The 19,161-nt window shown below is 71.5% G+C and carries 18 protein-coding genes and 1 pseudogene; 2 read left to right on the forward strand and 17 right to left on the reverse strand.

What is annotated here, in order from left to right; translation table 11 throughout:
- Positions 1-220 precede the first annotated feature (220 nt).
- Genes AB0G08_RS05680 through AB0G08_RS05735 form a run of 12 tightly spaced genes read right to left on the reverse strand, consistent with a single transcriptional unit; the run spans position 221 to position 13,873 of the window.
- Positions 221-1,726, reverse strand: a complete 1,506-nt coding sequence (locus AB0G08_RS05680; protein ID WP_358083602.1) for a hypothetical protein — start codon at positions 1,724-1,726, stop codon at positions 221-223.
- Complete coding sequence (locus AB0G08_RS05685) at positions 1,723-2,628, reverse strand: putative PEP-binding protein (protein ID WP_358083605.1); 906 nt, start codon at positions 2,626-2,628, stop codon at positions 1,723-1,725. The genes AB0G08_RS05680 and AB0G08_RS05685 overlap by 4 nt, the downstream gene beginning before the upstream one ends.
- A 5-nt stretch (positions 2,629-2,633) precedes the next feature.
- Positions 2,634-3,254 (reverse strand): hypothetical protein, encoded by a 621-nt coding sequence (locus AB0G08_RS05690; protein WP_358083608.1) that lies wholly within the window; start codon positions 3,252-3,254, stop codon positions 2,634-2,636.
- A gap of 1 nt (position 3,255) precedes the next feature.
- Positions 3,256-4,491 (reverse strand): hypothetical protein, encoded by a 1,236-nt coding sequence (locus AB0G08_RS05695; RefSeq protein WP_358083611.1) that lies wholly within the window; start codon positions 4,489-4,491, stop codon positions 3,256-3,258.
- Positions 4,488-5,846, reverse strand: coding sequence for a PLP-dependent transferase (locus AB0G08_RS05700; RefSeq protein ID WP_358083614.1), 1,359 nt, complete (start codon positions 5,844-5,846; stop codon positions 4,488-4,490). Before AB0G08_RS05700 ends, AB0G08_RS05695 begins: the two co-directional genes overlap by 4 nt.
- On the reverse strand, positions 5,843-6,616 hold the full coding sequence (locus AB0G08_RS05705) for a hypothetical protein (protein ID WP_358083616.1): 774 nt from the start codon (positions 6,614-6,616) through the stop codon (positions 5,843-5,845). Before AB0G08_RS05705 ends, AB0G08_RS05700 begins: the two co-directional genes overlap by 4 nt.
- 25 nt (positions 6,617-6,641) lie before the next feature.
- Entirely contained in the window at positions 6,642-7,439 is a 798-nt protein-coding gene (locus tag AB0G08_RS05710) for a hypothetical protein (protein ID WP_358083619.1), read from the reverse strand.
- Positions 7,440-7,451: 12 nt separating this feature from the next.
- Entirely contained in the window at positions 7,452-8,264 is an 813-nt protein-coding gene (locus AB0G08_RS05715) for a hypothetical protein (protein ID WP_358083622.1), read from the reverse strand.
- The gene (locus tag AB0G08_RS05720) at positions 8,261-9,265 is read right to left on the reverse strand and encodes a cysteine synthase family protein (RefSeq protein WP_358083625.1); all 1,005 of its coding nucleotides are present in this window, start codon (positions 9,263-9,265) and stop codon (positions 8,261-8,263) included. Before AB0G08_RS05720 ends, AB0G08_RS05715 begins: the two co-directional genes overlap by 4 nt.
- On the reverse strand, positions 9,262-10,221 hold the full coding sequence (locus tag AB0G08_RS05725; RefSeq protein ID WP_358083628.1) for a phytanoyl-CoA dioxygenase family protein: 960 nt from the start codon (positions 10,219-10,221) through the stop codon (positions 9,262-9,264). The genes AB0G08_RS05720 and AB0G08_RS05725 overlap by 4 nt, the downstream gene beginning before the upstream one ends.
- A gap of 2 nt (positions 10,222-10,223) precedes the next feature.
- Entirely contained in the window at positions 10,224-12,041 is a 1,818-nt protein-coding gene (locus AB0G08_RS05730; protein ID WP_358083631.1) for an ABC transporter ATP-binding protein, read from the reverse strand.
- Positions 12,038-13,873: an ABC transporter ATP-binding protein gene (locus AB0G08_RS05735; RefSeq protein WP_358083634.1), complete on the reverse strand. Its 1,836-nt coding sequence runs from the start codon at positions 13,871-13,873 to the stop codon at positions 12,038-12,040. The genes AB0G08_RS05730 and AB0G08_RS05735 overlap by 4 nt, the downstream gene beginning before the upstream one ends.
- A 229-nt stretch (positions 13,874-14,102) precedes the next feature.
- Between AB0G08_RS05735 and AB0G08_RS05740 the strand changes: the two genes are divergently transcribed.
- A complete protein-coding gene (locus AB0G08_RS05740; RefSeq protein WP_358083637.1) occupies positions 14,103-15,371 on the forward strand; it encodes a nucleotidyltransferase family protein in 1,269 nt (422 codons plus the stop codon).
- The gene (locus AB0G08_RS05745; protein WP_358083641.1) at positions 15,368-15,991 is read left to right on the forward strand and encodes a class I SAM-dependent methyltransferase; all 624 of its coding nucleotides are present in this window, start codon (positions 15,368-15,370) and stop codon (positions 15,989-15,991) included. Before AB0G08_RS05740 ends, AB0G08_RS05745 begins: the two co-directional genes overlap by 4 nt.
- A 285-nt stretch (positions 15,992-16,276) precedes the next feature.
- On the opposite strand, the gene AB0G08_RS05750 is transcribed toward AB0G08_RS05745, so the two are convergent.
- From AB0G08_RS05750 to AB0G08_RS05770, 5 genes and pseudogenes are all read right to left on the reverse strand, one after another.
- On the reverse strand, positions 16,277-16,684 hold the full coding sequence (locus AB0G08_RS05750; protein ID WP_358083644.1) for an arsenate reductase ArsC: 408 nt from the start codon (positions 16,682-16,684) through the stop codon (positions 16,277-16,279).
- Positions 16,685-16,693: 9 nt separating this feature from the next.
- Positions 16,694-17,320 (reverse strand): three-helix bundle dimerization domain-containing protein, encoded by a 627-nt coding sequence (locus tag AB0G08_RS05755; protein WP_358084175.1) that lies wholly within the window; start codon positions 17,318-17,320, stop codon positions 16,694-16,696.
- Between the two features lie 5 nt (positions 17,321-17,325).
- Positions 17,326-18,441 carry an ACR3 family arsenite efflux transporter gene (arsB, locus tag AB0G08_RS05760; protein WP_358083647.1) on the reverse strand — a complete coding sequence of 372 codons (1,116 nt, stop codon included), beginning with the start codon at positions 18,439-18,441 and terminating at the stop codon, positions 17,326-17,328.
- 1 nt (position 18,442) lies between these two features.
- Positions 18,443-18,859, reverse strand: a complete 417-nt coding sequence (locus tag AB0G08_RS05765; protein ID WP_358084178.1) for a metalloregulator ArsR/SmtB family transcription factor — start codon at positions 18,857-18,859, stop codon at positions 18,443-18,445.
- A pseudogene (locus tag AB0G08_RS05770) lies at positions 18,851-19,153 on the reverse strand (metalloregulator ArsR/SmtB family transcription factor); the annotation flags it as partial. The pseudogene AB0G08_RS05770 and the gene AB0G08_RS05765, both read right to left, overlap by 9 nt.
- Positions 19,154-19,161: the final 8 nt, after the last annotated feature.

Here is a 19,161-nt window from a genome sequence, read left to right on the forward strand (position 1 = left end):
GCGCCCTCCGCGCCCTCCGCGCGTCGGGCCGCGCCCCCCCCCCCCCCCCCCCACCCCCACCCCCCCCCCCCCCGCCCCCGGGGGGGGGGGGGGGGGGGCCGCCCCCCCCCCCCCCCCACCGCATCTCTGGGATCAGGCGCCCACGCTCTGGCCGAAGGTGGTCTCTTCCATGTCGGTCTCCTTTCTCCTCGTCGTCGGGTACCGGCTTACGCCGGTTCCCTTACCGGCCCAGCCGCACCGTGGTGGGCATTGTCGGGCCGAGTCCCAGGCCGATGCGTTGCACGCGGACCAGCTCGTCCGGGCCGCGTTGGTACACATCGGAGTCGTGGTAGAGCCGGGTGCCGTCCCGCCTGTCGACGACGCTGGCGACCAGCAGCAGACCGCCCTCGACCAGTCCGCGCCCCAGGTTGGCGAGGGCGTGGGTGATGGCCTCGTCGGTGAAGTACGAGTCGGCGTCCACGTCCGGGCGTAGCCGCCGGTACAGCAGCCCGGCCACCCGGATCAGGTGCGCCGGCCGCGGGTCGGACGCGAAGACGTCGTGGCTGTCGAACCGCAGGTCGACCCTGGCGATCCCGGCGGGGGGCGGTGTCGGGTCGAGCCACCGGAAGCCCGCCTGGGCGCGCTGGTTCGGACCCCAGCCCGCGAAGCGGTTCCGAGCGGCCTCCCGCCTCGCCGCCGACTCCGGTGCGGCCGGATCCAGCTGCACGCCGTCAGCCCACAGCCACACGGTGGCACCGTTCGCGTCCACCACCGCGACCGTCTCCGGGTCGAGCCACACCTCGTAGAAGTCCATGTTGAGGTCCCGGCCGTGCACCTCGACGTCCCGGTCACCGACGGCCGCCGCGACCGCTGCCGCCAGCTCGACCGTGATCAGGCCGTCCGCGACCGCCTCGTCCACGATCCGCAGCCGGCCGGACGCGCAGGCCGACCGCCACGCCCCGAGGTCGACACCCCGGTACCGGGACAGCGCGGCGGTTGCCGGGTCCAGCAGCCGGAACCAGTCCGAGACAAGGGCATCGAGCTGGTGGTAGCGCCCCCGGTAGGAGCTGCGTCGCACCGGGTTGACCGCCCGCTCGCTGGTCGTCACCAACGTCGCCCGGCCCAGCACGTGGTGCGCCCGGGCGAGCCGTTCCACGACCACCGGATCCGTCGCCGACGCCACCGCTGCGGCCAGCGCGCGCAGCAGCAGCGGCGAACGCAGCGACACCCCGACCCGGCGCATCGTACGGTCCGCGACGGCCGGTTCCGGACTCCCCAGCCGCCAGACGACACTGTCATGCTCCGCTGCCAGCCGGTCTGCCGCCGCCAGTCCCGACAACTGCCCGAGCTGCCCCGCGACCTCCTCCACGTCGTCGCCGGCAGCGACGAGGGCCGCGCACAGCTGCCAACGCGGTGCCGGCGACGCCGACCGGAGCAGGGCCGCCGCGGCCCTGGCGACACACCACAGGCGCCGTACCCGGGTGACCGCCGTCCAGCCCCCGGCCGCGACCGCTTCCGGCACCGGAAGATCACCCGGACCGGCCGCACCCGACTGCTCCGCCACCAGCCGCAGCTGGTCGTGCGCCGACCCCGGGCCGACCGCCGCGGCGCAGCGGGCGACGTGCCGGGCGGCCCGGATCACGTCGACCCAGACCTCCAGGTCCTGCGGGCGCGGCGCGACCCCGTCGGTCGACACCGTGACGCCGGTGAGCCGACTGAGCAGCGTGAGCGTGGCTTCGGTGGTCACGAGTCGAGAGAGATCCCGTGGGCGGCGAGGTCCTCACGCAGCCGGGCTGCGGCGATCTGCGCCCGAGTCTTGACCTTGGTCTGCGCGACGAAGCCGAAGTCGGGCAGCTGCGAGGGATCCACACCCAGGTGTACGTCCAGCTCGCAGTAGTGCAGGCTCACGTACGGCACCCGTTCCTGGCGGGCCCGCTCGACGACGGCCGGGGTGAGGTTCCCCGCGATTCCCCACTCGCAGTCTGCCGGCACCCGGTCGCGGACGAACCCGACGGCCTGCCACAGGGCAGGATGCAGCTTCATGTCGTGCGTGGCCCGGCTGGCGCCGGTCAGCAGGGACGACAGGTCGTTGAACCCGAACATCACGTTGCTGGCACCGGCCGCGACGATCCGTTCCACGTCGAGCACCGCCGAGGGGATCTCCAGCATGCTGCCGATCCGGTTCGGCCAGCCGACCTTCTCCAGCAGGTCGACGCCCCGGCCGAACTCGTCCGCGTCGATGACGAAGGGGGTGATGATGTGCAGGTTGCCGCGCCGCTGGGCGACCTCGGCGACCACCTCCAGCTCCATCACGTAGGCCTCGGGGTGGGCCAGGCCACGACGCAGGCCGCGCAGACCCTTCATCGGGTCCGCCTCCTTGATGACCACGTCGACGCCGTGCAGCGTGTTGACCTCGTCGGTGGTCATCTCGGTCGTCCGGTACCAGACCGGGAGCGGGTCGAACAGCTGGCAGACCTCGTCCAGGTAGGCGGCCACGCGCTCCCGGCACGCCGCGACGGTGATGTACTCCTCGTGGCTACGCAGCAGGTACTCGCCCCGGATCAGCCCGACCCCGACGAACCGGTCCCGGATCAGCTCCGGCGGCAGCTCACCACTGAGACTCAACCGCAGTTGCACGTCGTGCTCCATTCTCGTCACCACCTGCTCAGCCAGACATCGTCGGAGCCGACCCACCCCATCGCACCGAACAGTCCGACGCCGTCCGTGGAGTCCGTGATCGCCGCGGCCCGGCCGGAGGCGTCCGCCAGCAGCCCGGTCACGCAACTGCTGGCCAGGCCACAACGCCGCGCCCGGGCCAGGACGGCGACACCGCAGACCAACGTGGTGATCCCCGCCCCCAGCAACCCGTCCGGCACCCGTTGGGCGCTCGCGGTCGCCACCACCGCGCGGGAGCACTCCTGCACGAACGAGTGCCGCCACGACGGGTGCTCGCGGGCGCTCGGTGGCAGCACCGTCACCCCGCAGGCCCGGTGAAGCGCGCTCATCTGCTCCCACTCCGAGGGCTGCGGGGTCCGCACCGCCGCGCCCCGGGGCGCCGGGGGAGCGGTCGAGGGTTGGCGCCACAGCCGAAGCCGTACGGCCTCGACCGTGGTCACCGACGGCGGCAACGGCCCACCGAACGACAGGACCCGCGCGCCGGTGTGCACGATCTTGCGCAGCAGGTCCACCGACTCCGGGGCGAGCCGGTGCGGGGCCACCAACAACGACCGGTGGTGGGACGCCACACCGGGGGCGAGCAGGTCCGGGAAGCTCATGTCATTCCCCGATCAGCGCGAAGATCTCCTCGCGCGACAGGGCGAGGAACTCCTCTTCTTTCATGATCCCGAGCTCGGCGATGCGTTCGGCGGCCCGGGCTCGAACGGTCTCGGCGACCCGCTCCAGCCCGCCCGCCGGGTGCAACCGGTCCAGCAGCTCCCGGGACTGCCGCAGATGCAACGTCTCGTCGGTGCAGATGAAGTCGAAGACGTCGGCGGTCCGCTGGTCACCGGCGGCGTGGGCGGCACGGGCCAGCGCGCGCATCGGTCCGATGATCCCCAGCTCACCGAAGAGGGTGATCTGGGCCCACGGGTCGTAGCCGTCCATCCCGGCCCTGACCTTGATCCCGATCAGGCTGCACGAGAACGCGTACGGGTCCAGGCCGCGCTCGCGCAGGACGAGGTCACCCGTGGCGGCGTGCCGGGCCTCGTCCCAGGCCAGTCGGGCCAGGTGGGTCAACGCCTCGATCGGCCCCTTCCGGATGAGGTCGAAGATGCTCAACGCGAACGTCTCGATCGCGTCGATCTCGTCCCGGTTGACCCGGAGCAACTCGATCAGGTCCGACTCGTACGGGCTGTCCCCCTCCACCCAGTCCGCGCTGCGCCGGTAGTCACGGGTGTGCGAGAAACTGTGGAACCGCTCGTCGCGGGCGCCGTCGCGGGGGCGCACCGGCCACGGTTCGGAGTCGTCGGCCACGGTCTCGTCGAGTGCGCGGGCCGCGTCGGCCCAGCTCCCGTCGGAGCAGGCCGCGGCGACCGCGGCGTCCCCCCACCGCCGGACGTGGCGCAGCTGCTCGTCGGCCCGCCGGACCAAGTCGGCGGTGGGCCCGTCGAGCAGCGTGTCCACCTCGCCGCGCAGCCCCTCGAACTCGCCGGCCAGCCGGGGCAGCCAGTACCCGTAGATCAGCCCGACGCGCAGGGTCGCCGCGTCCGCCGCCAGGGTCGAGGTGACCTGCCGGCGGTGCCGGGGGCTCAGCTGGCGGGTGTCCGGGGCGGAGCCCAGCTCGTGCAGCCGTTCCTCCAGGTCGGCGGCGATGCCGACGAGGATGTGCAGGTGCTCGCCGGCCGCGAGCTTGAACTCGAACTGCGGCACGTCCAGCACACTGGCGCTCAACGCGCTCACGGTCGACCAGGTGGTCGCCGCCAGCCCGGCCAGGCGTCGGCGCGACAGGTCCCGGCTCCAGCCGGGCGTCGTGGTCAGCGCGGCGGGCCAGGGCAGTCGTGGGATGGCGGTCATCTCGTCCTCTCCAGCACGTCGCGGCAGGCCCGTACGAAGGCCGTCGCCAGTTCCCGGACCACCGGGGCGGGCTCGATCCCCACACTGACCCGGACGAACGCCTGCCCCGCCGCGGTGTTGAGCGCGTCGCGGCCGTACGACCTGGCGGTCGTGGCGGTCCATCCGAACCCGGCCCGGATCCGCCGGCCGCCGACCAGTTCCTGCCAGCGGCTGACGCATTCGCGGTGGGCCTGGTCCGCGTCCCGCTCGGCCACCGGCAGCCGGACGTAGCACAGCGAACCGGGCGCGGACTTGCCGAGCTGTTCGCGCAGTGCGTCCCCCGCTGCCGGCACGCTGGCGGCCGAGGTGACCGTCAGGGCCGGCAACGAACCCAGGACCTCCACGAACTGCGCGGTACGTTCGGCGTGCAGCGAGATCCGCCGCGCCGACGTCAGGATCTCTCCCACCCGCAGCCGGTGCAGGGCCCGCCCGGTGAGCTGCTGGCCGGTCCGCCGCGCGGTCAGCCGGGCGGCGGTGATCGCCTCCGACCACCCGTAGAGGACTCCCGAGCTGGCCTGCCGGGTGAGGTACTTCGCCCCGGACTCGACCGCGATCAGCGGTGCCGTGGTGGACCCGCGCAGCCCTTCCGGGACCCCGTGTCCCACCGTGGAGATGTCCAGCACCAGGGGGATCCCGCAGCTGAGCGCCGTGCTGAGCGCGGGGATGTCGCAGGCCGGCCCGTTCAGCACCGTCTCCAGCAGGATGGCGTCGGGTTGGTGGGTCGCGACCGACGCCGTGATCGTGGCCGCGTCGGTCAGGTCGACCGGCACGGCGGCCACCCCGGTGGGCGCCAGCACCTCCTGGAGGTAGTCCGACGTCTCGAAGTACGCCCGCTCGTGCACGAGGAGCCGGCTGCCGGGCGGTAACCGCAGCGACCGCAGGGCCACGTCGATCGCCGACATCCCGGTGTTCACGAGCACCGCCTGCTCACAGCCGTAGGTGGCGGCCAGCGTCCCCTCCAGGCGGCGGCGCAGCCCGTGCTCGTAGCTGTCCCAGTAGGTGGCGAGGCTGTCGCCGGTCTCCTGACGGGCCGCGTCGGCCCAGAACTCGTCCATGTCGCGGTAGGCCGCGGCCAGCGCGTACCCGTCGTCGAGCATCGTGGCCAGCAGGTTCCGGGCCCGGCGGTAGGTGGCGAGCGCGGTGTCGAAGTCGGTGGCGGCGGGCACAGCTCCGGCCAGCCGCACCACCTCCTCGGCGCGTGCCGGGTCCAGGGCGAGATCCGTGGTCAGCGTGCGCACCTCGGCGCCCAGGTGTCCGGCCAACTGGTCCAGGTACGCCAGGCTGGGGTCGGCCCGGTCGGCCACCGCGCCGCTCACCGGGCCGTCCGTTCCACCAGGAACAGGTCGTACGGGAACGGGATCCCCGGCATCGCCGCCCGCTGCCCGACATGGGTGACCGTCCCGTACTCGCTCAGCGCGGCCATCCATCCCTCCCGGGTGCGGTGCTGCGGGACGCAGGGGACGTCGAACGTGTTCAGGCACCGGTTGAAGAACTCGTCGACGAGCAGGTGGAACTCCTCGTCGTTCTCGGCGTCCAGGCAGTTCTCCGCGACCAGCCAGCGCCGGCAGTCCAGGGCCGCCAACTGCTCCAGCAGGGGGCCGAAGTCCCGCTCGTGATGCAGCACGGTGCCCAGGAACGCGGTGTCGAACGCCTGACCCCGCAGTCCGCCGAGCTCGTCGAGGTCGATCACCGGAAAGTCCAGCCCGGCCCAGTCCGTCTGGTACGCCGAGCGGCGTTCCACGGCCACCGCCGGCTGCCCGCCGATGCGGGCGAGTCCCCGGGTGAGGGTGAAGTCACCGGCGAGCACGTCCAGCCACGGGGTCCCCAGGTGCGGGGCGATCCACTCGGCCGCGACCGCGGACCGCCCCTCGGCGAACACCTTGTTCCAGCGGTCCCGGATCCCGGTGTCGACCAGCAACTGCGCCGCCGCCGGCGAGTCCATGCCCTGCTGCCTCAACAGCAGGGTCAGCAGACGGGCGGTGCCGACCGCGTCCTCCACGTCGAACCCGTCCCGGTCCCACAACCGCACCAGCCGCGACCCGAAGCGGGTCAGCGCCTGTTCGGAGTAACCGAGAGGTTCTTCCATGAGTTCCCCCATGCCAGCGCCCTCACTACTTCGCCGGGGCCATCCTGCCCGGATCCGCGATGGCGGCGACCACGTCCGCGACGAGCCGGTCGGCCGCGCCCGGGTCCAGCCCTTTGCCCACGTCGTGCAGGAAGGTGAGGACGTAGTCGACGGTGGCCCGCTCGTAGGGCCAGTCGAACTTGGTGCAGAGGGTCAGCGCGGCGAAGTCCTCCGGGTGCCGGACCTCGTCGGCCCAGGCGCCGTACTCGCTCATGGTCCGCGAGAGCAGCTCCTCGCCCTCCCGGGTGTACCCGCCGGTCCGGTCGAAGACGTCGGCGACGAGCGTCTTGGCGTACGCCGGGTCGGCGAGCTTGGCGAGTTCCCGCTTGAGGTCGTCGTAGCGTGGGGTGTCCGCGACCTCCATGCCGATCCGCAGGTCCAGGGCGCACTCCGCCGCGGTGTGGCCGAAGTCCCGCTCGAGGTGTTCGCGGGTGTCGCTGAGCCGCGGGTCGTTCTCGGCGAGCCCCATGCTCAGCGCGTTGTCGATGAACGAGTCGAGCTGGGCGCCGATCCGCGGGGCCTCGTCGTACGCCCAGCCGATGCGGTGCCGCTGCGGGGTCAGGGTGTTGCCGTGGTGGATCACCCAGTCGGTGATGATGTGCCCCTGGATGAGTTTCTCCGTCGGGTTGACCTCCTGGTGGATGTCTTCGCGAAGGCGCTTGTAGGCCCACTCGTGGCAGTGCGCCAGGTTGGGGAACAGGGCCACCAGCGCGTCGGAGGACCAGACCCGCGAGTCCGACACGCCAGCGTGTTCGATGACCGCGAGGTGCCCCATGATGTCCATGCGATTCTCCCGTCAGACGTGCAGTGCAGGTTTGGTGCCGCTGTACTTCTCCCAGCTGGAGCGCAGCACCTCGCGATCTCGCAGCAGAGATTCCCGGCTGTACCGGTCGCCGTCCGTGCCGAACCGGACCTGCCGGTACCACTCGCTGACGGCGGGATCGATCAGGTCGAGGTACCGCAGGCGCCACTTCCACCGGCTGATCGAGTGCCCGGCGTGGAAGATCAGCCCGTCGACGAGGCTGTCCGCCGCCCAGCAGAGCTTCAGGTACGCCTCGTCCGGCCGGTCGTCCTTCAGGCTCTTGGCGATGCCCTTGACCGCGTCCCGCACATTGATCAGCTGCGTGTCGCGTTTCCACGCGAAGTACGTCGACCAGTTGACCTGCCCGCGCAGCCGCGCGAACGTGTCGGCACCGCGCAGCGGCCGGCCGTACCAGAGCGCGTGGAACAGGTCGGTGCCCACCTTGACCTCGAGTCCGCCGACCCGGGTGAAGTCCCGTTCCACCGCCTCGACGTCGTGGATCCCGTCGCCGACGGCCCCGATAGCGGCGGTGACCGTGTCGGTGGGCCACAGCTCCACGTCGAGCTCCGATCCGTCCCGGTGCGCCAGGTAGGCCATCACGAAGCCGTTGGCCAGCTGTTCGCTGAGCCGCTCGCTGTGCCGGCGGGCCACGTACGCGTCGTGCGTCGCGGGGTCGGTGCTGAACAGCATCAGGTCCAGGTCGTCGCCGGACACGGCGAAGGGCAGTACCCGGGAGCCGGTCAGCACCAGGCAGTCCCCGGGCCCCAACGGCAGGTCGCCGAACTCGGCAGCCAGATCGGTGGTCATGAGATCCCCTTCCCCCGGCGCCAGTCGGCGTCGTAGATGGTGGACAGGTAGCGGTCGCCACCGTCGGCGAGCAGCACGACGATGTCCCGCCCCGCCCCCGGCAGGGACCGGGCGAACCGCCGCGCGGCCACCAACGCGCAGCCCGACGAACCGCCCACCAGGACACCGTCGCGTTCGGCGACCGTCAGGCACATGCGCACCGCGTCGGCGTCGGACACCGTCACCGTGTCGGTGACCAGCTCCGAATCGAACAACGCCGGCACGAAGTCGCCACCGATGCCCTCGATGGAGTACGGCGCGGCCTGCTGTGGCCGCCCCGCCACAGCCGCGGCCAAGACGCTGCCGACCGGGTCGGCCAGCACGATCCGCGCCGGGCTGCCCGCGTCACGCAGCCGGCGGGCGACACCGGTCAACGTGCCGCCGGTGCCGACCCCCGCCACGAACGCCGCGAGGTTGCCGCCGGTCTGCTCCAGCACCTCGACCCCGGTCGAGTCGTAGTGGGCGGCGACGTTCCAGTCCCGGTTGAACTGGTCGACGAAGAACGCGTCCGGGTCCTGCTCTGCGAGCCGCTTGGCGGTGTTGATGAACGACGTCGGATCGTCGGGGCTCACCTCGTAGGGGCACCGAACGACCTCGGCGCCCCAGGCCCGCAGCAGGGCCTCCTTCTCCGGCCCCATCTTCGAGCTCATGGTGCAGGTCAGCCGGTACCGGCCGGCGGCGGCCACGGCGAGCCCGACACCGGTGTTGCCGGCGGTCGCCTCCACCAGCCTGGTCCGCCCCGGCGTGATCAGGCCGGCGCGTTCGGCCTCGGCGAGGATACGGTGCCCGATCCGGTCCTTGACCGATCCACCGGGATTGAGGAACTCGCACTTGCCGAGGATCCGGTGCGGCAGCCCGTCGGACACCGACCGCAACTCCAGGAGCGGGGTGTCACCGACCAGCCCGACGAGACCGCGGGCGGGAGCAGTGACCGCGTCGGTGCGTTCGGCCGCGACGCTCATGACTCCGCCTCGGGGATGTCGACGGACGCCCCGGACAGCAGCCGGGACGGGGCGGGCACCGGCGGCGGCACGGTGGCGATGCGTACCGGCTGGGCCACCTCGACCCACCGGGTGCTGGCCCAGTCCCGGGTGAGGTCGGTCCAGGAGGGCAGCACGCCGGCGCCGAAGCCATGCGGCAGGAGAACGGCCGGTTTCACCGGTTCGGCGCTGCTCTGGTAGCGGCAGTCGAGGGAGACGCGCAGCTGACCCGACTGGTTGGCGCCCGCCATGTGCACCGTGTAGCCGTGGAAGAGGATGACGTCGCCCGCCCGGTAGTCGCCCTCGACCCAGCGCGGGTCGTCCTCGTCGACGTCGACCCGCTCACCGCCGAGGCCGTCGGCGGGGAGGACCGGTAGCGCGCCGTCGCTGGCGCTGCCCCGCAGCACCCGCAGGTTGCCCATCGGCAGTGGGCAGTCGCCAAGCGGGATCCACACGGTCAGCACGTCGGTGGTCGTCTTGTTGAACAGCGCGTCCTGGTGGGGCGGGGTCGGGTAGACGATGCCCGGGAAGCTGATCCGGGCGATCTTGCGCGGGTGCACCACCGGCTCGCCGCCGAGCAGCGTCGACAGCACGCCGAGCAGTTCGGGACAGTGGGCGAGCGCGTGCAGGCACTCCAGGGACTGGACGCCGCGGTACCCGACCCGCCACTGGTCGTCCTCGCGGTACGCGCCGGCCATCCGGCCGCGGTCGTGGTGGGTCTGCTCACCGGGCAGTGCCAGCTTCGGGTCGCTGCCCTCTGCCAACCAGCCGACGTCCGCCAGGCGGTCGAGCACCGCCTGGCGTACCTGGGCGATCATCTCGACCGGGAGGAGACCCGGCAGGAACAGGAAGCTGTCCCGACGCAGCCGGTCGACCAGTGCCTGTCGATCCGCCCGGTCCGCCTCCCGGATGGCGAAGTCGGCCAGTCGCCCTGCCACGGTCACCTCTCCTCTCCGGCGCCGACGGCGAGTGCGTCGACGAACGGGGCCGCCTGGGCGTCGAACAACCGCCGGTAGGCACCGCCGGCCTTCATCAGGGTTTCGTGGTCCCCCTGTTCGACGACAGCACCGTCGGCCAGGACGACGATGTGGTCGGCGTGCACGACGTTGGCCAGCCGATGGGAGACCAGCAGCACCAACGAATCGGCGTACGCCTGCCGATAGGCGGAGGTGATCTTGTTGAAGAGCACCCCTTCCGTCTCGACGTCGATGCTGGCGGCCGGCTCGTCCAGCACCAGCACGGCGGGTGAGTTGCGCATCGCCGACCGGGCGATCGCCACCCCCTGCCACTGGCCGCCGGACAGGTCCACCCCCTGGTCGAAGGACCGGCCCAGTTGGGTGCTCAGGCCCGAGGGCAACTGCGCGACCATCTCGCCGACCCCCGCCCGGTCGATCGCGGCCCGGACCCGGTCGTCGTCGTCCAGGTGCGCGACATCACCGAGGCCGACCGCCACCTGCGCGGTGAACTCGAACCGCACGTGCTCCTGGTGCACGGCGCCGAGCTGGCTCCGCCACCAGACGGGGTCGAGTTCGCCCAGGTCGACCCCGTCGACGCGGACCGTGCCACGGGTCGGCCGGTAGTAGCCGAGCAACAGGTTGAGCAGGGTGCTCTTGCCCGCGCCGTTCTCGCCGACGAGGGCGACCACCGTTCCCGTGCGCAGCGTCAGGTCGATGTCCGTCAGGACGAACCGGTCGGTGCCCGGGTAGCGGAACGAGACGCCGTCGAGGGTGACCTCGGTGGGGGTGGCCTCCAACCGCCGCGTGCCGTGCTCCCGCTCCGCCTCCGTCACCATCGCCAGGAACTCCTGGTACGTGGTGACCGCGTTGCGCACCATCAGCAGGCCGGAGAACAACGCCAATGACAGGTTCACCTGTCGGTTGACCTGGGTGGCCAGGGTGGCGGCCATCATCAGGTCACCGACCGTGGCCTGGCCGTCGCTGACGCGCACCGCCATGAACGCGATGGAGCCCACGTAGCCGGCGGCGAACAGCCCGGTGCCGATCGACCCCAACAGGCTGTTGCGCAGCGCCGCCCGGGTCTGTACCCGGATCGTCCGGCGGTAGCGGTCGACGTACAGCTGACGCAGCTCGTCGACGGCGCCGAACATCCGCAGGTCGCTGGCCGAGGCGGGCGTGGTCACCGCCTGGAGCAGGTGCCCGGTCAGCCGACCGTCCGTGGCGGTGGCCGCCAGCGCCCGGGACACGACACCCCGGCCGTACCGGGCGAGGTAGACCGCCGGGAGCGCCGCCAGCGGCAGCAGCAACAACCACAGCGAGACGACCGCCAGCAACGCCACCGTGGTAGCGACCCGCACCGCCAGGCCGATGTTCATGAGCAGCACACCGTACGCCTGGGCCAGCCGGGGCAGTTCGCGCCGCAGCAGCGCGAGTTTGTCCAGGTACGCGGAGCTGTCGTACAACTCCAGCCCGCCGACCCGGGCCGAGGCGGCGATCAGTTCGTCGTCCAGTGCGGCCATCAGCCGCTCCTCGAGAACGGTACGCCGGCTGAACGCTCCGGCGGCGGCCCAGGAACCCACGGAGGAGGTCAGCGACAGCCCGGCCACGCCCAGTGCGAGCAGCCCGGAGTCCCCGGTGAGCCCACCGTCGACGATGAACTTGATGAAGAGTCCGGTCACCGTGGTGGAGAGGAAGTTGGCGACCGTCAGCACGAGCGCGAGCAGCGCGTTGGTCCGGTCGATCCGGAACGCCATCCGCAGCAGCAGTCCGAACGCTCCGATGTCCCGTGCCCAGCCGCTCATGCCCTCACCTCGACGGGGACGTCCGTGCCGGTCCGGCCGTACAGTGCCGCCTGTCCGACGAACAGTTCGTGGTAGTGGCCGCCGAGCGCCATCAGCTCGTCGTGGCTCCCGTTCTCCACCAGCCGGCCGTCACGCAGGACGAAGATCTCATCGACGTACCTGGCGATGCCGAGCCGGTGGGTGATGTAGATCTTGGTGACGCCGTCGGTCACCTCACCGACCCGCCGCAGGATCGCGCGCTCGGCGAGGGCGTCCAGGTGCGAGGACGGCTCGTCGAGCAGCAGCAGCCTGGCCCCCGCCCGGACCCGGTACAGCGCCCGCGCGATGGCTACCCGTTGCCACTGTCCACCGGAGAGTTCAATGCCGCCGTACTCACGGGACAGCACGGTACGTAGGCCGTCCGGCTCGTCCGTGAGCAACTGCCCCAGGCCGGCATCCCGCAGTGCCTCGCCGACCGCGTCGTCCCAGCTGTCCGGGTCAAGGCGTCCGGTGACGTTGGCGCCGAGGGAGAGCGGCATCCGGTACGGCTCCTGGAGCACCCCGGCGACCTCGGCGCGTCGTCGCGCACCGTCGACCCCCGACTCACCGTCCACACTGACCTCACCGGTGGTGGGCTCGTAGAGGCCGGCAACCAGCTTGACCAGGGTGCTCTTGCCCGCGCCGTTGAGCCCGAGCAGGGCGACCGTCGTACCGGGACGGATCGTGAGGGAGACCCCCGCCAGCGCGGCGGTGTCGCTGTGCGGGTACTGGAAGGTCACGTCACGCAGCTCGACCCGCGCTCCCCGGGCCGCGGCCGGCGACGGCGGCGACTGGTGACCGGGTGCCGGTCGGGCGACCGAGGCTGCGGAGGCGGTCAGCTGCTCCAACCGGTGGTAGGCCGGCAGCGCCGACAGGCCGTACGCCAGGGCGAGGTCGTCACTGGAGGCGTTGATCACGGCGGCGATCATCAGCCCGGCCTGGATCGCCACGGACACCTCACCGATGGTGAGGTCACCGGCGTAGTACGCCCGGCCCAGGTCGGCGAAGAAGAGCAACTCCGCGACACCGGCGGCGAGGAAACTCCAGCGGGTCCGCCGGGCCGACGGCGCCCTTCGGCGCAGCGTGTTGGCGATGCCGGTCAGTCGCTGTTCCGAGTGCCACCGCCGGATCAGGTCGAACAGGCCGAACAGCCGGACCTCACGACGGGCGTGCGGTTCGAGGGCCAGCCCACGCAGGTAGACCGCCCGTCGGGTGTGTTGGGTGCGCTGCGCCTCCGCCTCGGCGGACAGCAGCAGGCTGTGCTTCAACGCGCCCCGGGCCGCGTACGCGCCGACGAGGATGACCACGGCGAGCAGCGGCGAATACCAGGCGGCCAGCGCCGCCCCCGCAACGGTCTTGACATGGATGAAGGTGTTCATGACGACGGCCCGCAGCGCGCCGCCCGGGGTGCGGCCGGTGTTGCCGATCTGCTGGATCGCGGCGATGTCGTCCTGGACATCGGGCCGGTCGAGCTGGGCGATGCCGGAGCTCGCACTGACCAGCTCCATCGTCCGCTGCCGGAGATGCCCGTCGAACCGGCGGTGCAGCACTGTCGCCGCGGTCTCGAGCAGCGGGGTCAGGGCCTGCTGCACGACGCCCAGCACCGCCACCGTCACGAGGGGCCGCACAAGCCCGCTGGAGCCGCCCGCCGCCACGCTGCCCACCAGCCAGCCGATGGCGAGTGCCAGCAGGATGGGGAGGATGCCCAGCGTCACGGCGAGCAGGAGGGCCAGCGAGGTGACAGCCGGCGCGGTCTGGAACGCCTGGCGGAAACACCAGGCCAGAGACCGCAGACGACGCACCGACTCTGTCACGTTCCCCCCTGGTCCACCGTGGTCCCTGGCGGAGCAGCCGGGGCATAGACGAGCATGGTCAACTCCGGTAGCTTCACTCCGGCGTAACCCATCTGTCAATATCGAACTCCACATCGGATCAAGTTCGGTCAGCCATCGGGGAGTAGCGATGACAAGGTCGGAATCATCGACGACGTCGGACGGGCCAGCCCTCGAAGCCGTGCTGTCGCTGGGCGCGATACAGCCGTGGATGTCGATCGAAACGACCGTCGCCGCGGTGGAGGCCGTCGGCCCGGCAGCCGCCGCGGCCTTACTGAAAACACACAAGACGAGCCGTATCGCCCATGCTCGTGCCATCTCGTCGGAATTTGATATCCTTCGCCAGGTTGCTCGGGCACTCGAGCCACACATCGACACGATCACCGCTCGGGTGGACACCGGACCAGAAGTCATCCGGCGGTTCGCCGGATACGCCCGCGAGCACGACATCTCCTGGTGGTTCATGAAGGGCTTCGCGCTGCGCGACCGCTACCCCCAGGGGCTACCCCGCGATGTGGGCGACATGGACGTGCAGGTCAGCACCCTCGACGACGCCTGGCGTCTGGCGCGGCTGTTGCGCGAGGACGGCTACGGTTACCCCGACGGCGAGGTGCCCTGGTTCAAGCGGGACATCACGACCGGCGAACTGTACGGCCAGGTCCGTGTCGTCACGCCACGGCGCGACCGGGTCTCGGTCGACTTCCACGCCGGCCCCTACTCCGTGCGGCACTGCGGGCGAATGCACCTCGGCCAGGGCCCGTCGATGCCCTCCGAGGGGCCCCTCTCCTGGGTCGACAACATCTGCTGCGTTCTCGGCAACGCCGCCGGCGACTGCTTCATCGACCTGAAGACGGTCAACGACATCGTGCTCTGCCTGCCGGAGTTGCACGACGCCTCGGCCCTGCACGCCCGACTGGACGAGGCCGGACTGCTGCCGTTCCTGACGACCTGCCTCGATCGGGTCGCCCGCTGGTCCCGGCTCGACGCCCGCCAGCAGGACCAACTGGCCCGGTTGATGCCCGACTGCACCGCCGAGCCCGAGCCGCCGCTCCTGGACGACCAGCCCGGGTTCCGGTTGTCGGTCACGGTGGACCACGCCCGCGCCGTCGCGCGGCGTTGGTTTCCCGACGACCCGACCCGGGTCGAGCAGGTCGCGGCCACAGCCGCCGAGGCGTACGGGAACGAGCACCCCCTACGGCTGGCCACCAGCGACGAGACCCGGCCGGCCCGACTACCCGAACTCAACAACTGGACCTGTGTGCGGCTGGTCCCGGCGGCGTTGGCCCAGCGGGTCCTCGACCCGGCCGGGCACCTGGACGCACCGCGGGCACAACCGCGACTCTCCGCCCTCACCGAGGAGGTCACGGTGGCCGGGCACGACTGCGGCGACCTGGTCACCGCGATCGGTGACACCTTCGTCCCCACGGTCGACTTCGCCCTGACGCCGGGGCTGGTCGCAACCGCGTACGGGGCGACATGAACCGACCATCCCCGCCGCGGCCCTGGTCGTCACGCACCTACGACATGCTGGCCGACGCCTACGCCGCAGCCAACCCGGAGATGCGCCCTGGACTGGTGCCGTACGCCCAACGGGTCCTCGACCGGCTGCGCCCCGACGATCTCCTGCTCGACGTCGGCTGTGGCACGGGCCGGGACCTCGCCTGGTTCGCCCGCCGTCATCGGCGCGTGCTCGGGCTGGACGCGTCGATCGGGATGCTCTCCCACGCGGGCCGCGACCCGGCACTCGACCTCGCCGTCGCCGACGTGCGGCACCTGCCGCTGCCGGACGGGGTCGCCCGGGCGTGCTGGTGCGTGGCCACCCTCATCCACCTGCCCAAGGCACAGATGCCGACCGCGCTGGGCGAACTACGCCGGGTGCTCGCGGTCGGCGGCACCCTGCTGCTCGGCGTCCAGGAAGGGAACGGTTCGGTGCTGGAGGCCGATCCGTACACCGGCCGGTCGCTGCGCCTGATGACCCGCTACCAGAGCGACGAACTGGTCGGGTTGGTGGAGGCCGCCGGCTTCGCCAGCACCCCGTTGCCGGCCGACCCGGACACCGTGGGCCGTTGGGTCGTCCTGCTGTGCGCCGCACGCCCCTGACCCTCCGCCCTGGCCCCCGCCACCTCATCCTCCCCGCCCGCCGAGGGTGCGCGGGCGAGGCTGGACGAACTCGCGGCCGTAGGCGCGCAACTCGCGCATCAGCTCCTCGACCTGTTCCTTGACGCGCCGGGCGTCGGCGAGGGCGTCCGGTACTCCCTGACCTGGGCCACCAGCGCGGCTTGGTCGGCGATGTGACCGTGCCCGCCCGCGAGCTGGCCGACCATCCGTGTCCGTCGGCCAACGAGCAGATGCGTCAGCTCGAACGCTTGTCGTCGGGGTCGACGGTCAGTTCGCCGGGATGAGGTCAGCGAGCAGGTGCTCGATGCGGGCCTTGATCTCGTCGCGGATCGGGCGGACGGCCTCGACGCCCCTGCCCGCCGGGTCTTCGAGTTTCCAGTCCTCGTAGCGCTTGCCCGGAAAGACGGGGCAGACGTCGCCGCAGCCCATGGTGATGACGACGTCGGAGGCTTCGACGGTGTCGTACTCGAGCAGCTTGGGCTTCTGGTCGGTGATGTCGATGCCGACCTCGCGCATGGCCTCGACGGCGGCGGGGTTGATCGTCTCGGCGGGGGCGGAGCCGGCGGAGCGGACCTCGACGGCGTCGCCGGCGAGGTGGCGCAGCCAGCCGGCGGCCATCTGGGAGCGGCCGGCGTTGTGGACGCAGACGAACAGGACGCTGGGCTTGTCGGACACGGGTTTCCCTTATCGGTCGGTGAGGTCGGCGAGCAGGGCCCGCACGCGGGTGTCGATGTCGTCGCGCACGGCGCGCGCGAGGTCGGGGTCGTCGCCGGCGGGATCTGCCAGGTTCCAGTCCAGGTAGCGCTTGCCGCTGATGACGGGGCAGGCGTCGCCGCAGCCCATGGTGATGACGACGTCGGCGGCGCGCAGCACGTCGTCGGTCAGCGGCTTGGGGAACGCGTCGCCGAGGTCGATGCCGATCTCGGCGAGCACGGCCGCGGCGGAGGAGGACACCGCCGCGCCGGGCGCGGACCCGGCGGAGCGGACGTTGACCCGGCCCTGGGCGTGGTGGGTCATGAGCGCGGCGGCCATCTGGGAGCGGCCGGCGTTGTGCACGCAGAGGAACAGGACTTCGGGTACGGGCTTGGCGATGGCGCCCTTGGCCTGCGCGAGGGCGGTGAGTCGGTCGGTGGCGAAGCGTTCGGTCAGCGCGGGCAGGTGCTGGTCGAGTCGTGCCGTGCGGTAGAGCGCGACGTAGGACTCGTTGACGTAGCGGCTGATCGTCTCGGGGTTGAAGATGCCGGAGAACCTGTCAGCCAACGTGGCGGCCACCCTTTCCAGCACGGCGTCGACGGTGAGCAGTGTCGGCATCTGGCTCACGGCCGACCCCCCGAGGTCGTGGCGGCCCGGGCGACGGTCTCGGCCGGGAACAGGCGCCGTCGCAGGGCGAGGCTGACGTAGACCAGGGCGACCAGCACGGGCACCTCGATGAGGGGACCGACGACGCCGGCGAGGGCCTGGCCGCTGGTGACGCCGAACGTGCCGATGGCCACGGCGATGGCGAGCTCGAAGTTGTTGCCGGCGGCGGTGAACGCGAGGGTGGTGGTGCGCTCGTAGTTCAGGCCGATGGCCCGGCCGAGGGCGTAGGAGCCGGCCCACATGACCGCGAAGTACACCAGCAGCGGCACGGCGATCAGCACGACGTCCCACGGCTGCGAGGTGATGGCGTCGCCCTGCAGGGCGAACAGGATGACGATGGTGAACAGCAGCCCGTAGAGGGCGACCGGCCCGATCTTCGGCAGGAAGCGACTCTCGTACCAGGTGCGGCCCTTCGCACGCTCACCGAGGCGGCGGGTGAGGTAGCCGGCGAGCAGGGGGATGCCGAGGAAGATCAGCACGTTGACCGCGATGTCCCACCCGGACACCTCCAGCCGCGCGCCGGACAGGTTCAGCCAGTCCGGCAGCACGGACAGGTAGAACCAGCCGAGCAGACCGAACGCGAGGACCTGGAACACCGAGTTGAGCGCGACGAGGACGGCGGCGGCCTCGCGGTCGCCGCAGGCCAGGTCGTTCCAGATGATCACCATGGCGATGCAGCGGGCCAGGCCGACGATGATCAGGCCGGTGCGGTACTCGGCGTGGTCGGCGAGGAAGATCCAGGCGAGGGCGAACATGAGGGCCGGGCCGAGGATCCAGTTGAGCAGCAGCGAGGACAGCAGCAGCCGCCTGTCGCCGGTGACGGTGTCGAGCCGGTCGTAGCGGACCTTGGCCAGCACCGGATACATCATGATGAGCAGGCCGAGCGCGATCGGCAGGGAGATCCCGCCGATCTTGACCGCATCCAGGGCGGTGTTCAGGCCGGGGATGAGCCGGCCGAGCAGCAGGCCGGCGGCCATGGCCAGACCGATCCACAGCGGGAGGAACTGGTCGAGGCGCGACAGCCGCGCGACGACCGCCGGCGGCGCGTTGCCGGCGGTGGTGGTGTTCGTCATGTCAGCAGGTCCTGAAGTGCTCGGAGTGGGCCCGTGCCTGCGCGGCGAGGTCGGCCAGGTGCAGCGCCGCACCCTGCAGGGCGTCCGGGATGAGCCGGTAGTAGGTGAAGCGCCCGCGCGGCTCGGCGGTCACGACGCCGGCTTCGCGTAGCAGCTTGAGGTGTCCGGACACGTTGGGCTGCTTTGCTCCGGTGTCCGCGACCAGGTGCGACGTGGTCGCCGGCCCGTCGGCGAGGATCTGCACGATCCGGGCCCGGAGCGGGTCCGCCAACAACCGCACCACATCAGGATTGGCTGATATCACCGCGTCCTGATGCAAAGTGAGATGAGTGTTCGGTGCTGTGGGCACGGTGTCGACTGGCGTGTCGGTGTTGCTGGTCAGCAGGTTGCCAAGCAGGTTCAACGCCTCCTTGCGCACCCAGTAGTAGACCCAGGTGCCCCGGCGCTCGCAGTCGACGATGCCGGTTTCGCGTAGGACCCGCAGGTGGTGCGAGATCGTCGCCCCGGTCACGTCGAAGGCCTCGGTCAGGTCGCAGACGCAGACCTCCGTAGTGGAGGCGATAAGCGACAGCAGTCGCAGCCTGACCGGGTCGCCCAGCGCTTTGAACAGCGGCGCCAGCTCGCCGGCGACCTGTGGCGCGAGAGGCTGCACCGACAGGGGAGGGCAACAGCCCTGTGCCGCCGTGGTGTCCAGCACGGGAAGAACCGACATGCGTCTAG

It is taken from the genome of Micromonospora sp. NPDC023644 (assembly GCF_040640115.1).
Lineage (GTDB): Bacteria > Actinomycetota > Actinomycetes > Mycobacteriales > Micromonosporaceae > Micromonospora.